Annotated in this window: 14 protein-coding genes; 7 read left to right on the forward strand and 7 right to left on the reverse strand. The window is 39.1% G+C overall.

Annotated features, from left to right (window positions below):
- Nucleotides 1-43 precede the first annotated feature (43 nt).
- Nucleotides 44-1,948 (reverse strand): 1-deoxy-D-xylulose-5-phosphate synthase, encoded by a 1,905-nt coding sequence (gene dxs, locus ACLBWE_RS02735; protein WP_092710761.1) that lies wholly within the window; start codon nucleotides 1,946-1,948, stop codon nucleotides 44-46.
- Between the two features lie 303 nt (nucleotides 1,949-2,251).
- On the opposite strand from dxs, the gene ribA reads away from it, so the two are divergent.
- The 3 genes from ribA (at nucleotide 2,252) to aroE (ending at nucleotide 4,902) form a co-directional block, all read left to right on the forward strand.
- Nucleotides 2,252-2,854: a GTP cyclohydrolase II gene (gene ribA / locus ACLBWE_RS02740; protein ID WP_003653698.1), complete on the forward strand. Its 603-nt coding sequence runs from the start codon at nucleotides 2,252-2,254 to the stop codon at nucleotides 2,852-2,854.
- Nucleotides 2,855-2,982: 128 nt separating this feature from the next.
- Entirely contained in the window at nucleotides 2,983-3,933 is a 951-nt protein-coding gene (gene hemF / locus ACLBWE_RS02745) for an oxygen-dependent coproporphyrinogen oxidase (RefSeq protein WP_447601042.1), read from the forward strand.
- A gap of 180 nt (nucleotides 3,934-4,113) precedes the next feature.
- The gene (gene aroE, locus ACLBWE_RS02750) at nucleotides 4,114-4,902 is read left to right on the forward strand and encodes a shikimate dehydrogenase (protein WP_005038442.1); all 789 of its coding nucleotides are present in this window, start codon (nucleotides 4,114-4,116) and stop codon (nucleotides 4,900-4,902) included.
- Nucleotides 4,903-4,951: 49 nt separating this feature from the next.
- Here aroE and ACLBWE_RS02755 read toward each other — a convergent pair whose 3' ends face one another.
- Complete coding sequence (locus ACLBWE_RS02755; RefSeq protein WP_447601045.1) at nucleotides 4,952-7,306, reverse strand: hypothetical protein; 2,355 nt, start codon at nucleotides 7,304-7,306, stop codon at nucleotides 4,952-4,954.
- Nucleotides 7,307-7,562: 256 nt separating this feature from the next.
- On the opposite strand from ACLBWE_RS02755, the gene ACLBWE_RS02760 reads away from it, so the two are divergent.
- The gene (locus ACLBWE_RS02760) at nucleotides 7,563-9,386 is read left to right on the forward strand and encodes an acyl-CoA dehydrogenase C-terminal domain-containing protein (RefSeq protein ID WP_003653705.1); all 1,824 of its coding nucleotides are present in this window, start codon (nucleotides 7,563-7,565) and stop codon (nucleotides 9,384-9,386) included.
- A 74-nt stretch (nucleotides 9,387-9,460) separates the two neighbouring features.
- On the opposite strand, the gene ACLBWE_RS02765 is transcribed toward ACLBWE_RS02760, so the two are convergent.
- Complete coding sequence (locus ACLBWE_RS02765) at nucleotides 9,461-10,108, reverse strand: hypothetical protein (protein ID WP_348948766.1); 648 nt, start codon at nucleotides 10,106-10,108, stop codon at nucleotides 9,461-9,463.
- 251 nt (nucleotides 10,109-10,359) lie between these two features.
- Between ACLBWE_RS02765 and ACLBWE_RS02770 the strand changes: the two genes are divergently transcribed.
- Nucleotides 10,360-10,614 (forward strand): PspC domain-containing protein, encoded by a 255-nt coding sequence (locus tag ACLBWE_RS02770; protein WP_004639576.1) that lies wholly within the window; start codon nucleotides 10,360-10,362, stop codon nucleotides 10,612-10,614.
- A 65-nt stretch (nucleotides 10,615-10,679) separates the two neighbouring features.
- On the opposite strand, the gene ACLBWE_RS02775 is transcribed toward ACLBWE_RS02770, so the two are convergent.
- The 4 genes from ACLBWE_RS02775 to ACLBWE_RS02790 all read right to left on the reverse strand — a co-directional run bounded on the left by ACLBWE_RS02775 (nucleotide 10,680) and on the right by ACLBWE_RS02790 (nucleotide 14,501).
- Nucleotides 10,680-11,780 (reverse strand): HPP family protein, encoded by a 1,101-nt coding sequence (locus ACLBWE_RS02775; protein ID WP_348948764.1) that lies wholly within the window; start codon nucleotides 11,778-11,780, stop codon nucleotides 10,680-10,682.
- Between the two features lie 132 nt (nucleotides 11,781-11,912).
- Nucleotides 11,913-12,710 (reverse strand): TIGR03915 family putative DNA repair protein, encoded by a 798-nt coding sequence (locus tag ACLBWE_RS02780; protein ID WP_447601048.1) that lies wholly within the window; start codon nucleotides 12,708-12,710, stop codon nucleotides 11,913-11,915.
- A 2-nt stretch (nucleotides 12,711-12,712) separates the two neighbouring features.
- The gene (locus ACLBWE_RS02785; protein WP_348948760.1) at nucleotides 12,713-13,975 is read right to left on the reverse strand and encodes a putative DNA modification/repair radical SAM protein; all 1,263 of its coding nucleotides are present in this window, start codon (nucleotides 13,973-13,975) and stop codon (nucleotides 12,713-12,715) included.
- A gap of 109 nt (nucleotides 13,976-14,084) precedes the next feature.
- A complete protein-coding gene (locus tag ACLBWE_RS02790; protein ID WP_447601051.1) occupies nucleotides 14,085-14,501 on the reverse strand; it encodes a lysozyme inhibitor LprI family protein in 417 nt (138 codons plus the stop codon).
- 805 nt (nucleotides 14,502-15,306) lie between these two features.
- Here ACLBWE_RS02790 and glyQ point away from each other — a divergent pair.
- Both glyQ and glyS read left to right on the forward strand, forming a co-directional pair.
- Entirely contained in the window at nucleotides 15,307-16,284 is a 978-nt protein-coding gene (gene glyQ / locus ACLBWE_RS02795; protein WP_002044989.1) for a glycine--tRNA ligase subunit alpha, read from the forward strand.
- Complete coding sequence (glyS, locus tag ACLBWE_RS02800; protein WP_447601053.1) at nucleotides 16,284-18,353, forward strand: glycine--tRNA ligase subunit beta; 2,070 nt, start codon at nucleotides 16,284-16,286, stop codon at nucleotides 18,351-18,353. The genes glyQ and glyS overlap by 1 nt, the downstream gene beginning before the upstream one ends.
- The last annotated feature ends 40 nt before the right edge of the window (nucleotides 18,354-18,393 follow it).

The following is an 18,393-nucleotide window of genomic DNA, read 5'->3' on the forward strand; positions in this document are numbered from 1 at the left end:
TGCGCTTTTAGGGGGAAAATGTTTCAAAAATTTTATTGGAGGCCTAAACCACCTGATTGAGCTTAAGCCAAACTCTCTCAATGGAGCTCAAAATACCTTTAGCATCCAATCCGCAGTCTTGTAACATTTGTCCGTGTGAAGCCTGTTGTAGGAACAAATCTGGCAATCCTAAATTAATGATAGGTTTCACAATTTGTTCTTGCGCCATAAACTCATTGACAGCGCTACCTGCACCGCCCATAACGGCATGCTCTTCAACTGTGACAAATAAATGAGTATTTTCAGCCAAATCACGAATCATTTTTTCATCAAGCGGCTTCACAAACCTCATATTTACAACACGCACGCCCACATCATGTTTTTGTGCAAATTGTTCAGCAGCCTCTATAGCAACCATCACTCTGCTACCAAATGCCAAAATTGTAATCTGCTCTTCACAGCTAGTCTTTATTTCAGCAACGATTTCAGCTTTCCCTAATTCAATAGTGGTCAACTCTTGCTGAATTTCAACACCTACACCAGCACCACGTGGGTAACGTACCGCAGCTGGTCCATTATAGACATAGGCTGTATGAAGCATCTGACGACATTCATTTTCATCTTTTGGTGCCATGATGACTATGTTTGGAACTGTACGCATGTATGCATAATCATATGCACCTGCATGAGTTGGACCATCTTCACCAACCAAACCTGCACGGTCAATCCCAAAAGTCACATCAAGGTTTTGTAATGCAACATCATGAATAAACTGATCGTAACCACGCTGCAAAAACGTTGAATAGATTGCAACAACAGGTTTTAAGCCTTCACAAGCCATTCCTGCTGCAAGTGTTACAGCATGCTGTTCAGCAATCGCAACATCAAAGAATCTCTGTGGAAATTCTTTAGCAAACTGAACCATGCCTGAGCCTTCACACATCGCAGGTGTGATCGCGAGTAGACGCTCATCTTGTGCCGCCTCATCACATAACCACTGACCAAATACATCAGAATATTTAGGTGGTGTTTTACCTGCTGAGATTGCATTAATTTTGCTAATTGCATGGTAGGTAATCGGATCCGCTTCTGCAGGAGTAAAACCTTTACCTTTTTTAGTATAGACGTGAACTAAACGTGGACCTTTACGCTTCTTCAGAGCATTAAATACTTGGGCCAATTGATTTACGTCATGACCATCAAATGGACCAAAGTAATCAAAACCAATTGCTTTAAATAAATTATCGGCCGCATCTGTTGCTGATTGATGCAAACGAGAGTTATAAGTCCATTTTGGATGTGGCTGTATATACGCTTCGCCATCTTCATTAACGTTAACTAAATGGCCTTTTTCCCAAATTGCAGCCAAATGTTTAGCAAAACCACCTGTACTACAAGAAATTGACATGTCATTGTCATTGAGCACAACAATTAAATCGGCATTATGTGCAACAGCATCGTTCATGGCTTCAAATGCCATACCCGCTGTCATTGCACCATCACCTACAATACAAACCACTTCACATGGGTCGTTTTGATAACGACGTGCTAACGACATTCCTAAACCAGCTGAAATTGCTGTTGATGAATGCCCTACACCGAATGTATCAAAAACGGATTCTTCTCTAGCAGGAAATGCTGCTAAACCATTTTTAGAACGAATCGTCGTCATTTGTTCACGACGACCTGTCAGGACTTTGTGCGGATAGGCCTGATGTCCTACATCCCAAACTAATCGGTCATTTGGTGTATTAAAGCAATAATGCAGCGCAACCGTCAGCTCAACCACGCCGAGATTAGCACCGAAATGGCCACCACTCTGGCCTGCTGCATATAAAATATATTGACGCAACTCATCAGCCACTTGAACCAATTGGCTATGCTCGAGCTGACGTAATTGTTGAGGATGATCAATTGCATCTAACAATGGCGTAACAGGGCGTTGAGTTGGAATTTCGGTATACAACATATGTGGCAAAGCCTTTATAAGCCTGGCAAATCCTAAGCTGGGTCAAAATGGGTCGATCATACAATCGAATGAAGTCACCTTCAATCAGCCACATTTGCGAACGAGGTCATGCAAAGCAGTCTCTCATACATCATGGGTATGGTTGGCAGATTATCCTGAATAATCTGACTATTTATCAACTATTATCGTCATCTTTATACAAAAAAGAAAACCTTAGTGTGCAAAATGATTATGACAATTCGACCAATCTCCCAGCATTACGCTATACTTTAAACCGTTTTCGGTTAAAAGATGAGTTAATCTGTGCCTATAGAGTTCATTGCAACATCAAAACTCCCGACCGCTTTTGGTGAATTCAATATTTCTGTGTTTCAAGATCCAGTATCAGGTGAAGAACATGTGGCACTTTCTAAAGGGTTAGAAAATCCACCTACAGGCCCTGTTTTGGTTCGTGTACATTCAGAATGTTTAACAGGTGATGCTTTTGCATCATTAAAATGCGACTGTGGTCCTCAATTGCAGGCAACTCAAAAGCTCATCAACGAAGCAGGTCAAGGCGTTATTTTATATTTACGTCAAGAAGGCCGTGGTATTGGGCTTACAAATAAAATTCGCGCCTATGCCTTACAAGATCAGGGGCATGACACAGTAGATGCGAATTTACTTTTAAATTTACCTGCCGATGCACGTCGTTATGACATGTGTAGCATTATGCTCGATCACTTAGCAGTGAAAGAAGTTAAATTAATTACCAACAATCCTTTGAAAATTCAGGCACTCAAAGATCAAGGAATTAATGTGGTTGACCGCGTTCCATTAACAGTTGGACGTAACCCTTTTAATGAACAATATTTAAAAACCAAACGTGAACGTATGGATCACCTTTATCAAAAAGATGATTTTTAAACCAAAATTATAAGTTTAAAAATAATTGGAAGGGATTTTTGAGACATTCCTCAAAAATCCCTTACTTTTTTTATGGTTTTGTGCTTTGATGTATCTATCTCCTATCTCAATCATCTTTGAGGGTCACTATGCAACATCCGACTTCAACAGATATTCAACGTGTCCGCGAATTTCTCCTCGATTTACAAGCCCGTATATGTGCGGGTTTAGAACAACAAGAAAAAGCTGGCGGCGGTACGGGTGAATTTATTATTGATGATTGGGAGCGTCCTGAAGGTGGTGGTGGTCGTTCGCGAGTTTTGCAAAATGGTACAGTGATTGAAAAAGGTGGTGTGATGTTTTCTCACATCAACATTAGTAAACTCCCCGCTTCTGCTACAGAAAGACACCCTCAAATTGCTGGTGCTAAAGCGCAGGCACTTGGTGTGTCATTAGTGATTCACCCTAAAAACCCCAATATTCCAACTTCTCATGCCAATGTACGTTTATTCGTTGCAGAGCCTGAAGGACAAGATCCAATTTGGTGGTTTGGTGGTGGTTTTGACTTAACACCGTTCTATCCAGATGAACAAGATGTTATCGATTGGCATCAAGCCGCTTACGACTTATGTCAGCCTTTTGGTGACAGTGTCTATGCTGAACATAAAAAATGGTGTGATGATTATTTCTATTTAAAACATCGCGATGAACAACGAGGCGTTGGTGGTTTATTTTTTGATGATCTAAATGGCTGGGATTTCGAAACTTGCTTTAAATATATTCAAGCAGTAGGTAATGGCTATTTAAATGCCATTCTGCCAATTTTTGAAAAACACCGTGAACAACCTTACACCGAAGCACAACGAGAGTTTCAGCTTTATCGCCGCGGCAGATATGTCGAATACAACTTAGTCTATGACCGCGGGACATTGTTTGGTTTACAAACAGGCGGACGTATCGAATCTATTTTAGTCAGCCTACCTAACCTTGCAGGTTGGTCGTATCGTCCTGAGTGGGATAAAGACTCTCCAGAGAAACGTTTAACTGACTATTACCTAAAACCACGTGACTGGCTAAATTTAAAAGAAAAAGTCGCTTAATTTTTTGCTTTTTGGAGATTCTTTGGCTTCCACCCTAGAGAATCTCCTTTTTTATTTTCACTTTTCTGAACCTCATTCAAATATTTTTTCTTATTCCAATTTGGCTTATAGTGAGGCCTGCTGAATATTCAGCACACGTTTTTAACTGCTTCACGCCATTTTAAAATTTTGGATATAAGAATGACCAAACAGTTTGCAGTAATTGGCAACCCAATCGAACAATCACGCTCTCCTGAATTGCATCATGCTTTCGCTCAAAAAACAGGTGTTGACCTCGACTATCAAAAACGTCTTGCCCCTCTTGATAGTTTTGAGCCGAGTATGCGTAGTTTCTTTGCAAATGGCGGAAGTGGCATGAACGTTACTGTGCCGTTTAAAGAACAGGCTTTCGCTTTGTGCGATGTGCTAACCGAGCGTGCTCAGATTGCAAAAGCAGTTAATACGTTATGGATGGAAAATGGCAAATTGCACGGCGATAATACTGATGGCCAAGGCTTGGTTGCCGCAATTCAAGCTTTAGATTGGAACCTAGAAAATACAACAATTTTAATTTTAGGGGCTGGTGGTGCAACTCGTGGTGTTATTTACCCACTGGTACAGGCTGGCGCAAAAAAGATTGTGATTGCAAACCGTACTCTAGCTCGTGCCGAACAACTTATAGATGACCTAAAAGTAGCCGTCCCGCAAGCTCAATTACAAGCAATTTCTCTAAATGAGCTAGAAGGGAAATTTGATATTGTAATTAATGCGACTTCTGCAAGCCTTTCAGGCGATGCTCTACAGCTTCCTGAAAATTTACAATTCGAACATGCCTATGAAATGGCATATGGGAAACCATCTAGCTTCCTTGATCAAGCTAAACAACGCAATGTGCCCTCTTCTGAAGGTTTTGGAATGTTAGTCGGTCAGGCTATTGAATCCTTTTCTATCTGGAATGGCGTAAGACCTGAATTAAAAGATTTTCTATAAATATAAAAAAAGAACCTACATGATGTAGGTTCTTTTTTTACTTCATTTATTATTTTTTGGTTGTAACCATTTGCTGATAAACATCTCGGAAAATCTCATAATCAATAAATTCATTATGCTCAGGTTTTAAATTCTGAATTGTTTTTTCCGTAAGTTGCTGTTTACGTGCAGCGACATAAGCCTTACCTAGAATATCAGCAGTTTGTGATAACAATGGTTTTTCTTCAGCAGAAGCACCATTTTGTTGTTCAAATTCTAATTGATATTGTTTCGAGAAAAGCTGCTCAGGCTGCTTATATTGTTTCTGTAATTTTTGCCATGCTTCACGCCCTGCCTTACCTTGCATTGTTGTAATCACAATATGGTCCACAGCACGGCCTAAATCATTATCAAACTGATCTTCTTGTTCAAGATGATGCTTTTTCTGCAATGCCTCGATACGCTCTAAAGCCTTACCTTGAGGATTATAGGTTTCTTCTTCAGAGAACCAATAAGCATAAACTTCGGCAATTTCTTGCAACTGTTGAACTGAATAATAATTAATATATGACGGTTTTTCGGCAGTCAATTTTGCAATAAACACAGCCTTATACGTTTTGTCATAGGCACGTGTTGCATCATAAGTTTGGTTAGCCAACAGCGCCAGATTCGAATCTAAATCTTGTACATCGCTATGTGAGCCAACTGGATGTTCAGAAACATCACTCTGCCCAAGTTTTTCACTAAAACCTTTTACGAAGTTTTCAAATAAAGAACCTTTGCTTGCCTCTGCAACTGATTTAGCTTGTTTAAGTTGCTGCTGATTAATTGAGGTTGCTTTACCATAATTTAGAATTTGCATGTCTGCTTTAATATTGAAGCGATGGTTAAATTCAGCTGGTGTATATGCAATATCGTAATCTACGTTGACTGCACGGCCTTTTTCATCGAGTCCAACATCAATCGTAATTGGATTTCTTTGTTTTGGTAAAGCTTGTTCAATCTCTGCTTTATGCTTTAACCATAAAGCTTTGAATGCTTCATCATTCACAAACTGGTTCTGATCATAAGCGGCAAAAGTTTGTTTTAAAGCAGCTTGACGAGACTTGATCTGAGTTTTTTGGGTACTCTCTACGCTTTGATCAAGAACATCAACACCATATATTTGACAGTAATTAATATCCCCTAAAACTACTGGTTTTTTAAGGGTCTGTAACTCAACACATTGTTCTTCTGTAAGGGCTGGGCCTTCTTCATCTTGGGTAGTTTGTTCTGCATCCGCTACCGCAACATCAGCAGCATCCTCATCTTGGCCTGAAGCAGAGGCTTCCTCTGCTGCTGCCGCTGCATCTTGAGCTGCACTTGATTGTTCTTCATCACCTTCCTCAGAAGCCAATGTACCACCAAAATGAGCATTAATAAGTGAGTAAAGTTGTTGGCTGACTGCTGCTGCATCTTCAGAAGAAACTTTCTGCCCTTCGGCACCACCTGACTTTTTCTTAGCTTCAGAAGCGGCAAGCTCGGTTGCTATAGATTCAGCAATCTTTTGATCATCAAATCCTAAAACACTTTTTTGCAGGTATTTTTCATTGACTTGGCCATATAAATCGACTTGCAGAAGCAACTCTTCAACCGTATCTTTTAAACGAATTTTTTCTACAATTCCCGCTTTACGGTCAGCGTCTGTAATTGGTAAACGTTGTAAATTTTGCGGATCAGCCAAACGATAAGACACGGCGCCAGAAGCCTTCGCATATTCAACAAACTTCTTCATATCGACGTTCGTAAACAGATCTTTATATTTCGAAAAATCGACATAGGCTAAGTTGTTTTGATTATCTTTATTCACCAAATAAGGCATTAATCCGAAATAATTAACGTAAAATTTATAATCCTTTAGATCAAGCACCATTGGCAATTTTGCCTGCACGAGCAAAGTCGGTTTTTCATATCTTGCAGTGAGGTTGAAAGACCCCATTTTTTGACGATAATGAACTGAACCATCGTAACTAAATTGGAGATCATTTAATAAATTGATTAAAACGGCATTCACTTTTTCTGAACGTGATTCGCCAGATACACCCGAAACAGATTGCTCATTTGCAATTGCGGCATAAAGCGCCTGCTTCTGCTTTTTATTCAAATTAATTTTTTGTTCACGTAAATATTGATCTACTTTTTTTTGCACTTCAGCATCAAGCTGAGCACTTTTCTCTACAGTGCTTATTTTGTTGGGCTGATTTGAATCAACATTAACTTTAAAATGCCCACGGTAATCATAGCTTGGGTATTCATACATTGCATTCATACCCTGAATGACTTTTTGATCTAAATGAGCAGATGCCACTGATGGACGTAGGCTATGCTGCGCACATGCGGTCAAACCCAAACTGAATAAACATAAACTGAGATATTTTAAATGCATAACCTTTTTTAAAACCTTATCGCTTTATCTTTTTAGCAAAACTTGCTAAAAATAAAAAAATAGTTGTTTTTTCACATAAAAGTATAAGTCCTGAATGTAGCAGAAAATGTATTTTCAGGTGTATTTATTTTCGACAAAATTCGCTTTTCTGACATTTCTTTCGGATGTGATTATCATTGTATTTTTATCATGCGAGTGAATAATCAAATCATCGATTCAGATAATCCCACAATGATTCAAAATTAGGATTAAAGCCATGCCAGCATATAAAGCCCCGCTACACGATATTCGCTTCTTAATGAATGAAGTATTAGATTACCCTGCTCACTACAAAACTTTATCAAATGGTGAAAATGCAGATCCAGATACCGTTGATATGATTCTTGAAGGTGCGGCAGATTATTGTGAAAACGTATTATCGCCACTTAACCAGTCTGGCGATGAAGAAGGTTGCCATTTTGACAACGGCGAAGTAACTACACCTAAAGGCTTTAAAGAAGCTTATGACCAGTTCGTTATGGGTGGTTGGCAAGGTCTTTCTTATCCAGAAGAATTTGGTGGTCAAGGCCTACCAATGTCTTTAAACCTCATCAAATCAGAAATGATGGGTACTGCAAACTGGTCATTCACCATGTACCCTGGCTTAAGTTCTGGTTGTATGAACACCATTTTGCAATTCGGTACCGATGAACAAAAACAAACGTATATGCCTAAGCTTGTAGAAGGTACATGGAGCGGCACAATGTGCTTAACCGAACCTCAATGTGGTACCGACTTAGGGCAAGTTAAAACTAAAGCTGAACCTCAAGCAGATGGCACTTATAAAATCTCTGGTACAAAAATCTTCATTTCTGCCGGTGAACATGATTTAACTGAAAATATTATTCACATCGTACTTGCACGTCTTCCAGATGCACCTGCTGGTACTCGTGGTATTTCATTATTTATCGTACCTAAGTTTATCCCAACTGCTGATAGTGGTATCGGTGAACGTAATGCAGTGACCTGTGGTTCAATCGAACACAAAATGGGGATCCGTGCTTCTGCAACTGCTGTACTAAACTTTGATAATGCCACTGGTTATTTAATCGGTGAAGTCAACAAAGGTTTACATGCAATGTTTACCTTCATGAATACAGCACGTATTGGTACTGCTGTTCAAGGTATTGCACACGCTGAGTTATCGTTCCAAGGTGCATTACCTTATGCGAAAGATCGTATGTCTATGCGTGCACTTTCTGGTAAAAAAGAACCTGAAAGAGTTGCAGATGCCATCATTCATCATGCTGACGTACGTCGCCTGTTGTTGACTCAAAAAGCAATTGCTGAAGGTGGCCGTTCAATGATCTATCATGCTGCAAAGCTTGCAGACAAAATGACAGATGCATTAACACGTGGCGACCAAGCTGCTTATGAAGACTACGATGATAAACTTGGTTTCTACACACCAATTTTGAAAGGTTTCTTGACTGAACTTGGTTTAGAAGCTGCAAACAATGGTATGCAAGTTTACGGCGGCCATGGCTACATTAAAGAATGGGGCATGGAACAAATCGCTCGTGATGCTCGCATCTCAACGCTATACGAAGGTACAACAGGCATTCAAGCACTTGACTTGATTGGTCGTAAAGTATTGCTTAGCTCAAAAGGTAAAGTGGTTCGTGACTACACTGCTGAAATCTTAAAATTCTGTGCTGCACACGCACGTAATAAATACTTACGCCGTTTTGCTTGGGATTTAACTAAGCTTTGTGCTCAGTGGAACACTTTAACAGTTCGTATCATGCTTGCTGCACGTAAAGACCGTGACATCGTATCTTCTGCTTCTGTAGATTTCTTGATGTTCTCAGGTTACGTGATGATGGCTTATTTCTGGGCGCAACAAGCAGTCATTGCTTCTGAGAAACTAGAAGCAGGTGATGGTGCAGAAACGCCTGAATTCTATAAAGCAAAAATCAAAGTTGCGGACTTCTACTTTGACCGTATGTTACCTCGCACTCAAGGTCACGCCGAGTCAATGGTGACAACCTCTCGCACATTAACATCATTACCAGTTGAACACTTTAGCTTCGACTACTAATGATTTTTAAATCGTGAAATGAAAAGAGCGCAATTCATATTGCGCTCTTTTTTATTCAAGTAAAAATTTAATATTTATTCTTTAGTCAGAACATAAGCTTGCTTTGGAACAAAATAGTTTTGTTCCAAAAACTCACGGTTTTTACCGTAGTCGCTATAAAACAGTTTTTCTAGATTCACGATCAATCTTTTGTTTGAATCAACATTAAAATAAAAATTAACATTAGATAAAGGACAGTGAATGGTTAACTCATGCTCTCTTTCATGTACTTTCCAATTTAAATCAGGACACAACTGATTTATAGCAGTACTTTTGGCTCCATCCTTACTTCCCACTCGGCCAAAATGAATAACATTCCAATAAGCTGATCCATTGGGTAATAAATTTAAAATGTACTCTGCCTCTCCAGACTCACAATCGGCAAACGCATCCTCACATGAAATTCGGGTGTGATATCGCCCTACATATTGCAATGAAATTGCGCTTAATTTTTTGGTTTGATCTAAATTTTCTTCAGGTAAAAAAGTACGTCCCGCCACATAATCTAATGTTTTTGTAGATGTACTATTTTTTATTAAATTTTCTTCATCGGTAGAACTAGAACTTGGACTAGAGTGATCTTTGGAGTTGGTGTGGTTTATGTCGCAAGCACTAAGTGTCAGGCACATCATAGTCCCTACAACCAAATGCTTAACTAAAAACCTAGACCGCTTCAAAGACATATACATTATTCACAGATAACAGCAACAACCATGTTTATATTCATTTCAGGCACGAGCCAATTGCTGCCATAAACCTTTAAGCCCTGAAAAGGTGCATTTTAGTTGATGTTGGTTTCCTTCATTCCAATCCTTTACATATTTTAACCATTTTACTTTTTAGAAGACTTTAAACCCGTTATTTCGTCTCCATATTTTTATTAAGCAAGAGAATAAACAATTCCTTGTAACTTTTTATTTTTAAGGAGAATTAGATGGCCAGTTCTGGTTTATATCGCTCGAACCGACATAGCATGATCGCCGGTGTAATGGGTGGTATTGCTGAACGTTTTGGTTGGAACGTAACTTTACTACGCATTATTTTTGTTGTGATTTCAATTATGAGTGCGGCCTTTCCCGGAATCTTAGTTTATCTGGTTTTGTGGTTAGTCATTCCGAAAAAACAGCCAGAACATATTGAAGGCTATCGACAATCCGTCCGAACTGTACATGAAGAGCAAACACGTTAATTAATTTTGGTCGCTACGGTTGCATCCCCTAATCAACCGTAGCTTTTTTTGCTCTGTTTTTTAGATTATATTTTACGGTTTAACTGCTGTTGTAAGGCAGCAATCATATCTGCGCGACTGATCATTCCGATTAACTTCCGCTCTTCGACCACTGGAATATAATTAAAAGATTTTTCGACAAAATAAGGCACAAGATCTTGAATAGGCTGTGTTGGTAATACTGTCACCACTCTATGACTCATAATCTGTTTCACATAATGCTGCCAAGAGTTTCTTGGGTCCGCTGCACCTTTAAACCATTCCACAACTTCATATAAAGCTAAAGTTCCTACTAGATGATTGTCAGCATTTACCACCGGTAAGCTCATGAGATTAATATGCTTGAACTTATCCAGCGCCTGATGAATATCATCATCTTCATGCAGCTTAATCACATCACGGCTCATAATATCCTGACAGGTATATTGATTGACTATGCGTTCGTTGGCATGTTCTTGTGCATCTAAAATAATTTTTTCTAAATCGTATTGGCTAATATCTAGCAATTCAGTGTGGTGCTCTAATGCGTACTCTATATCTTTCGGTTGAATCGATACTTTTTGAGTAGGTGTTGGATCTTTACTACGCTCATTGAGACGTGCAGTAACTGGATAATGTCTTCCAATTAATCTATTAAAAAAGATGGCGAAACCGAGTAAAAGTAACGAGTTGAGCAGCACCGGATAAAAAACGAAATAAAAGCCTAATTTATGAATTGCAGCACCACCTAATACGGCCGTAATCGCGACCGCACCACTTGGTGGATGCAAAGAGTCAGTGGTCATCATTAAGAATATGGCAAAGCCCACTGCCACACTAAAAGCAGTAGTTAAATCAGGAATCCACTGTGCACAGGCAACGCCAATAATTCCGGCTAGCGTATTACCAACAATCACATTCCACGGTTGAGCCAATGGACTGGTTGGCACAGCAAATAAGAGAACAGATGAAGCTCCCATGGGTGCAATGTACCAGGCATTAATTCCACCTAAAACATACCAGCTAATTAAGGAAGAAATTGCTAAACCACACAGTGCTCCAACACCACAAAGCAACCGTTCTTTTAAAGGCAAAACCTTAAAATTTGGTTTTAAAATCTGTAACCATTCTCGCTGTATAACACTCACAGTACACCTTTGGGGATATGCCGTTATTTATAACGGGCAAAAGTATACGCTCAAAGCCACATAAAATGCATTTAAATTATATCTTTCAAAGATAAGAAATCCTGTTGAATTATCTTTTGTTATTTTAAGACTTTAATATTCAATCAATTTTTCATTCAAATAGCGCCAATAACGTTTCGGCAAATATTGCACATGAAGTTTTATATTCTGACGTTCCGTAATGTTCACGCTCTTAAAATAATCTTTCCAAAGCTGGTCATATAAGACTTCTTGCTCATCTAACTCCAGCTGAAAGCTTTGGCTCCTTCCGTTATTTAAATTACGATCGATGTCGGGTGCTTCGAGTGAAACCTCATGTATTTCCCGTAAATCATAATAAAGTCCAAACTTACGTTTCTCATCATAAATGAGCCAACGTTGATCTTGATACCGCCGTTTAAAATGCGGCTGAATAAGCGGTAAAACATTAAAATCGGGACGTACCAAACTTAAAAAAAGCTCATCTTTGGTTTTCTTAAAACGAATAAAAGCTTCCATCCGATGCTTCTCTCGCCCGACCTTTTTCGTCCACTGCGAAATTGCTAAAACACTTGGGTGCGAATAATCTTTTTCTATCGATGAGTGACTAGTAAAAACGTAAATACAATAATTAAATAAATGCTGATAGGCATCTACAGATTCAGATAAATAAGCAAAATAAAATTGCCTTAAAGAAGACGAAGAAAGCTTTTTTTGCAGCGCGGACCACACACGTTCGGCATGTTGCTCATTATTTGAAACCTCAATTTTATCGGCAAATAAACCATGTTGAGCCGCATCATTTAAACAGAGTCTGACCTGTAATTCTTTAAATTGAAATGCGCGAAAAACGCAGCTCAGTAGCCCAACTATTGAACCATCAAAATAGTAAGCCACTTCATCATTAAACATGGCTAAAACCCAAGGCTTAATTGGGGCGAAAGCTGCTGCACATATTTCGATGAACCTTGCGTTAAAATTTGCTGTCGGATAAAGCTTGAAGATAATTCTTTTTGGAATTTTGGACTGTCTTCACAGTGGATAAAGAATTTTGCTCTCTGGTAGGCGACACCTAACTTTTTAAGTAAATCGATGTGGATTTTGCCAAAGCGACGAGCCTGAACAATTTTCTTGGCAGATTTCACCCCAATGCCGGGTACACGCAAAATCATTTGATAATCTGCACGGTTTAGATCTACTGGAAACTGCTCAGGATGCCTTAAAGCCCAACTTAATTTTGGGTCTACATCAAGATCTAAGTTTGGGAATTTCTCATTGACGATTTCATTGACCTGAAAACCGTAAAAACGCATAAGCCAATCACTTTGATAGAGTCGGTTTTCTCGAAGTAACGGCGGAGCAGAACCAACAGCTGGCAAGTAATTATTTTCGGTATTAATTGGGATATAACCCGAAAAATAGACCCGTTTGAGCTTAAATTCTTTATAGTGCCGGTCTGCCATAAACAAGACATCTTGGTCTGACTCTTGATGAGCACCCACCACCATTTGGGTGGTCTGCCCTGCTGGCACATATTTCGGTACATGCTTAATAATTTGACGTTCGTCTTTAAGCTGGATGAGCCTGTCACGTACTAACCCTAAATCTTTTTGCACTTCCTGATGAGATTTTTCTGGTGCAAAAGTTTTTAGCCCAATTTCAGTCGGCATCTCTAAATTAATACTCATCCGGTCAGCATATAAACCTGCTTCATGGATCAGTTCAGGCGATGCTCCCGGAATGGTTTTTAGGTGAATATAGCCATTAAAGTTTTCTTCAAGGCGCAACTTCTTCACGACTTGAAGCATACGCTCCATTGTATGATCGGCCGATTTAAAAATACCTGAACTTAAAAATAAGCCTTCAATATAATTACGTCGATAAAAATTAATGGTTAAGTCCACCACCTCTTGCACCGTAAATGCTGCACGTTGAACGTCATTAGAACGACGTGAAACACAATAAGCGCAGTCAAAAATACATACGTTGCTAAATAGAATTTTTAAGAGAGATACACAACGGCCATCTTCGGTATAGCTATGGCAAATACCTGAATGACTGGCATCACCCAAACCTTTATCTTTATTTTTACGGTCGCTGCCACTTGATGAACAAGACACATCATATTTTGCAGCATCAGCAAGAATCTGTAGTTTTTCTCGAATGCGATCAGACATATCAAACGACTCATTTATGGCATCGTTTAAAAAATATCATTTTGCATTCTTAAATTTAATCTAGTGAAGTACGCTATGCGTCATGAGGTGACGTTTAAAATAATCCGTCTTAATTAACGTATTCTTCTAGTTGCTTTACACGCGCTGCATACTCTTGCATTGGGCAATATGAATACATCGGTGAGCCAATGTATGAACCTGCATTATTACATTCCTGATCTACATAAGCTTTCCAAAGTCGCTGAGATTTTAAAATATCTTGGTAACGTTCTGGCTGTTTGTATTCTTCGCTTTGTGCACGAATTTGATCTAATAAAGCCACAATCTGATTTTCATAAATCTTTTTAGCTTGCTCAGAACAACTATGTACAACCATGTTGTTAATACTCTCAAGCTGCATTTCCTTAATAGTCTGATCTACACATTGGTTGTATTCATCTTGCTCATCAGCTTCCGTCTGCGCATATAGCCAGGGACTACAAAAAAGGCTGGATAAAACAATGAGTTTGCAGCAAAATTTCAGCATAATTAATTCTCGATTCTATAATTTTTAATATGCTTCAATATAACAAAAATTCTATAACGGTTGCCTATTAGCCCATGTTCAAAGATTAGAACATAAACATTGAATGAACACTCTGCTAATCGAATATAAAATCCTTATAAGCTGAAATATATTAATTAGACATTTTGATTTGATCGCATTCTTAAATACATTAACTTGCATTCATGTTATATATAGTTATAAGAATCAAATTTACATTGATTTATATGAAGAAAGCTATCTTTAATAATTTTAAAATCTTCACTCAAAATTTAGATCCAGATAAAGATCAAATTTGGCATTGTCTAATCATGACACCGATTCACCTATATATAATTGCTTTATTCCTATTATTAGGCCACATAACTATCTACGGAAGATTTGCTTTTGGAACTATAGGAAATATTCCTATAATTTTGCTTTTCATGACAGTAATTTATTACGTATTAGTTTTTATACCTGCATATTTTTTACAATTATTCTTGTTGAAATTCAATTTCCTTAATTTCTTCTCTATCCTTGCTAGTGCAATTATTCTCACCTTTTTAATACCTAATATCTTAATAATTTTTTTTCGCGACTCATGGGAACTAATGCCATTAGAAGGCTTATTTTTCTTCAGTTGTTTTTCTTTAATTTTCGCTATCACTTATTGGATTTTACTACTCAAAAGTATGAAAAAAGCTGCTAAATGATCAAATCTGAAATTCCCAAACTAGCCTTTGCCACTCCCCTACAAAATCCTTATACTTAGGGGCAATTTTTCTCATAAATTCGTGGATGCTACATGAGTCGCGCCATCTCGCACATTGATACATTTCAGGGCTTAATTCTTGCCCTACAAAACTATTGGGCCGAACAAGGCTGCGTCGTACTACAACCTTACGACATGGAAATGGGCGCTGGAACATTCCACACCGCAACATTCTTACGTGCTTTAGGGCCTGAAACTTGGAATGCTGCATACGTTCAACCTTCACGTCGTCCAAAAGATGGCCGCTATGGTGAAAACCCGAACCGTTTGCAACACTACTACCAGTTCCAAGTAGTACTTAAGCCAAACCCAGACAACATCCAGCAGCTCTATCTTGATTCTTTAAAGGCAATCGGGATTGATACGCTTACTCACGACATCCGCTTCGTAGAAGACAACTGGGAATCTCCGACGCTAGGTGCTTGGGGCTTAGGTTGGGAAGTTTGGCTTAACGGTATGGAAGTGACTCAGTTCACTTACTTCCAACAAGTCGGTGGCGTTGAATGTTATCCAGTAACAGGTGAAATCACTTACGGCTTAGAACGTCTTGCGATGTATCTTCAAGGTGTTGACTCGGTTTATGACCTTGTTTGGACCAAAGGCCAATTTGGTACAGTGACTTACGGCGACGTATTCCATCAAAATGAAGTTGAACAATCGACTTACAACTTTGAATATGCTCCAGTTGAAAAACTATTTGAACTGTTTGACTTTTATGAGTCAGAAGCAAATCGTTTAATTGAAGCAAAACTTTCTCTTCCTGCTTATGAGCAAGTGGTTAAAGCGTCTCATACCTTTAACTTGCTTGACGCACGTGGCGCGATTTCTGTGACTGAGCGTCAACGCTACATTTTACGTGTACGTACTTTAGCTCGTGCGATTGCACAAAGTTATGTACAAGCACGTGCAGAACTTGGCTTCCCAATGGCAGAACCACACTTACGTGATGAAGTATTGGCACAGCTAAAAGCACAAGCTGAAAGTGAAGCAGCAAAGGCGGAGAAAAACTAATGAGCAAACATACTGTTTTATTCGAACTTGGCTGTGAAGAGCTTCCACCGAAAAGCTTAAAAAACTTACGTGATGCATTACAGGCAGAAACGGTAAAAGGCTTAAAAGATGCTGGCTTAAATTTCGCATCTATCGAAGCTTATGCAGCTCCACGTCGTTTAGCGCTTAAAATTGTTGATATCGATGCTGCTCAAGCCGATACACAAAAACGTTTTGATGGTCCTGCTGTTCAAGCGGCTTACGATGCAGAAGGTAAACCGACTAAAGCACTCGAAGGCTTTATGCGTGGTCAAGGTATCACTGTTGATCAGCTTTCTACTTTCCAAGCAGGTAAAGTTGAAAAAGTTTGTTATTTAAAAGATGTGAAAGGTCAAAGCCTTGATGCTTTACTTCCACAGATTTTACAAACTGCATTAGACAACTTACCAATTGCTAAGCGTATGCGTTCTGCGGCAAGCCGTACCGAATTTGTACGTCCAGTTAAATGGGTTCTCTTACTCAAAGATGACCAAATTGTTGACGCGACTATTCAAGATCACAAAGCTGGTAATGTGACTTATGGTCACCGTTTCCACGCTCCTGAAGCTGTGACTTTAGCGCATGCAAATGACTACTTAGCTGCTTTAGAAAAAGCATATGTCGTTGCGAACTTTGAAAAACGTCAAGCAACCATTCAAGAACAAGTGAAAAAGTTAGCTGATGAAGTTAATGCAACTGCAATTGTTCCAGCTGACTTACTTGATGAAGTAACAAGCCTCGTTGAATGGCCTGTTGCCCTTCGTGCTAATTTTGAAGAGCGCTTCCTTGCCGTTCCTCAAGAAGCTCTTATTACGACAATGCAAGACAACCAGAAATATTTCTGTTTGATCAATAGCGAAGGTAAATTACAGCCTTACTTCATTACTGTTTCAAATATTGAGTCTAAAGATCCGATTCAAATTAGTGAAGGTAATGAAAAAGTTGTCCGTCCTCGTTTGTCTGATGCTGAATTCTTCTTCTTACAAGATCAAAAGCAACCGCTTGCATCTCGTAAAGAAAAATTGGCAAACATGGTATTCCAAGCACAACTTGGTACGCTTTGGGATAAATCGACACGTATTGCTAAACTTGCTGTTGCATTATCTTCAATCACTGGTGCAAACCCATCAGATGCTGAAAAAGCTGCATTACTTGCTAAATGCGACTTAACCTCTGAGCTTGTAGGTGAATTCCCAGAACTTCAAGGTATTGCGGGTACTTACTATGCACGCATTGAAGGCGAAAATACTGAAGTTTCAGAAGCTTTAGGCGAGCAATATTTACCAAAATTCGCTGGCGATGTTTTACCAAAAACCAAAACTGGTACAACGATTGCCCTTGCTGACCGTTTAGATACGTTGGTCGGTATTTTCGGTATTGGACAAGCACCTACAGGTTCTAAAGACCCGTTTGCTCTTCGTCGTTCAGCAATTGGTATCTTACGTTTAATCATTGAAAATGAATTGGATGTAACTATTGAAGAACTGGTAAATCTTGCACTTCAAGGTTATGGCGACATCGTTAAAGATCACGACAAAACGCGTGCTGATGCTGTTGCATTCTTGGAAGGTCGTTACCGTGCCAAGTATGAAGACCAAGGCGTTGCTGTTGATGTGCTTCAAGCCGTTCAAGCACTTGCACCAAAATCTCCACTTGATTTTGACAAGCGTGTAAATGCTGTAAACCACTTCCGCGCTCTGCCTGAAGCTGCTGCACTTGCTGCTGCAAACAAACGTGTTGCTAACATTCTTGCCAAAGAAGCAGCGCCAGAAGGTTCTGTAGTTGAAGCAAACTTAGTTGAAGATGCTGAAAAAGCATTATTTGCTGAGCTTCAAGCAGTTACTCCAGTAGTTGAGCCATTACTTGCGGCAAAAGACTACACCGCTGCACTTTCTAAGCTTGCAGCACTTCGTGCGCCAATTGATGCATTCTTTGATGGTGTAATGGTAATGGCAGATGATGCTGACCTAAAAGCAAACCGTTTACGTTTATTGGCTCAGTTACGTAACCTGTTTACTGCTATCGCTGATGTGAGTGTATTGCAGGGTTAATTAGTATTAATAAAAAAACCGCTTTAAAGCGGTTTTTTTA

It is taken from the genome of Acinetobacter sp. M5A5_2a (assembly GCF_053345265.1).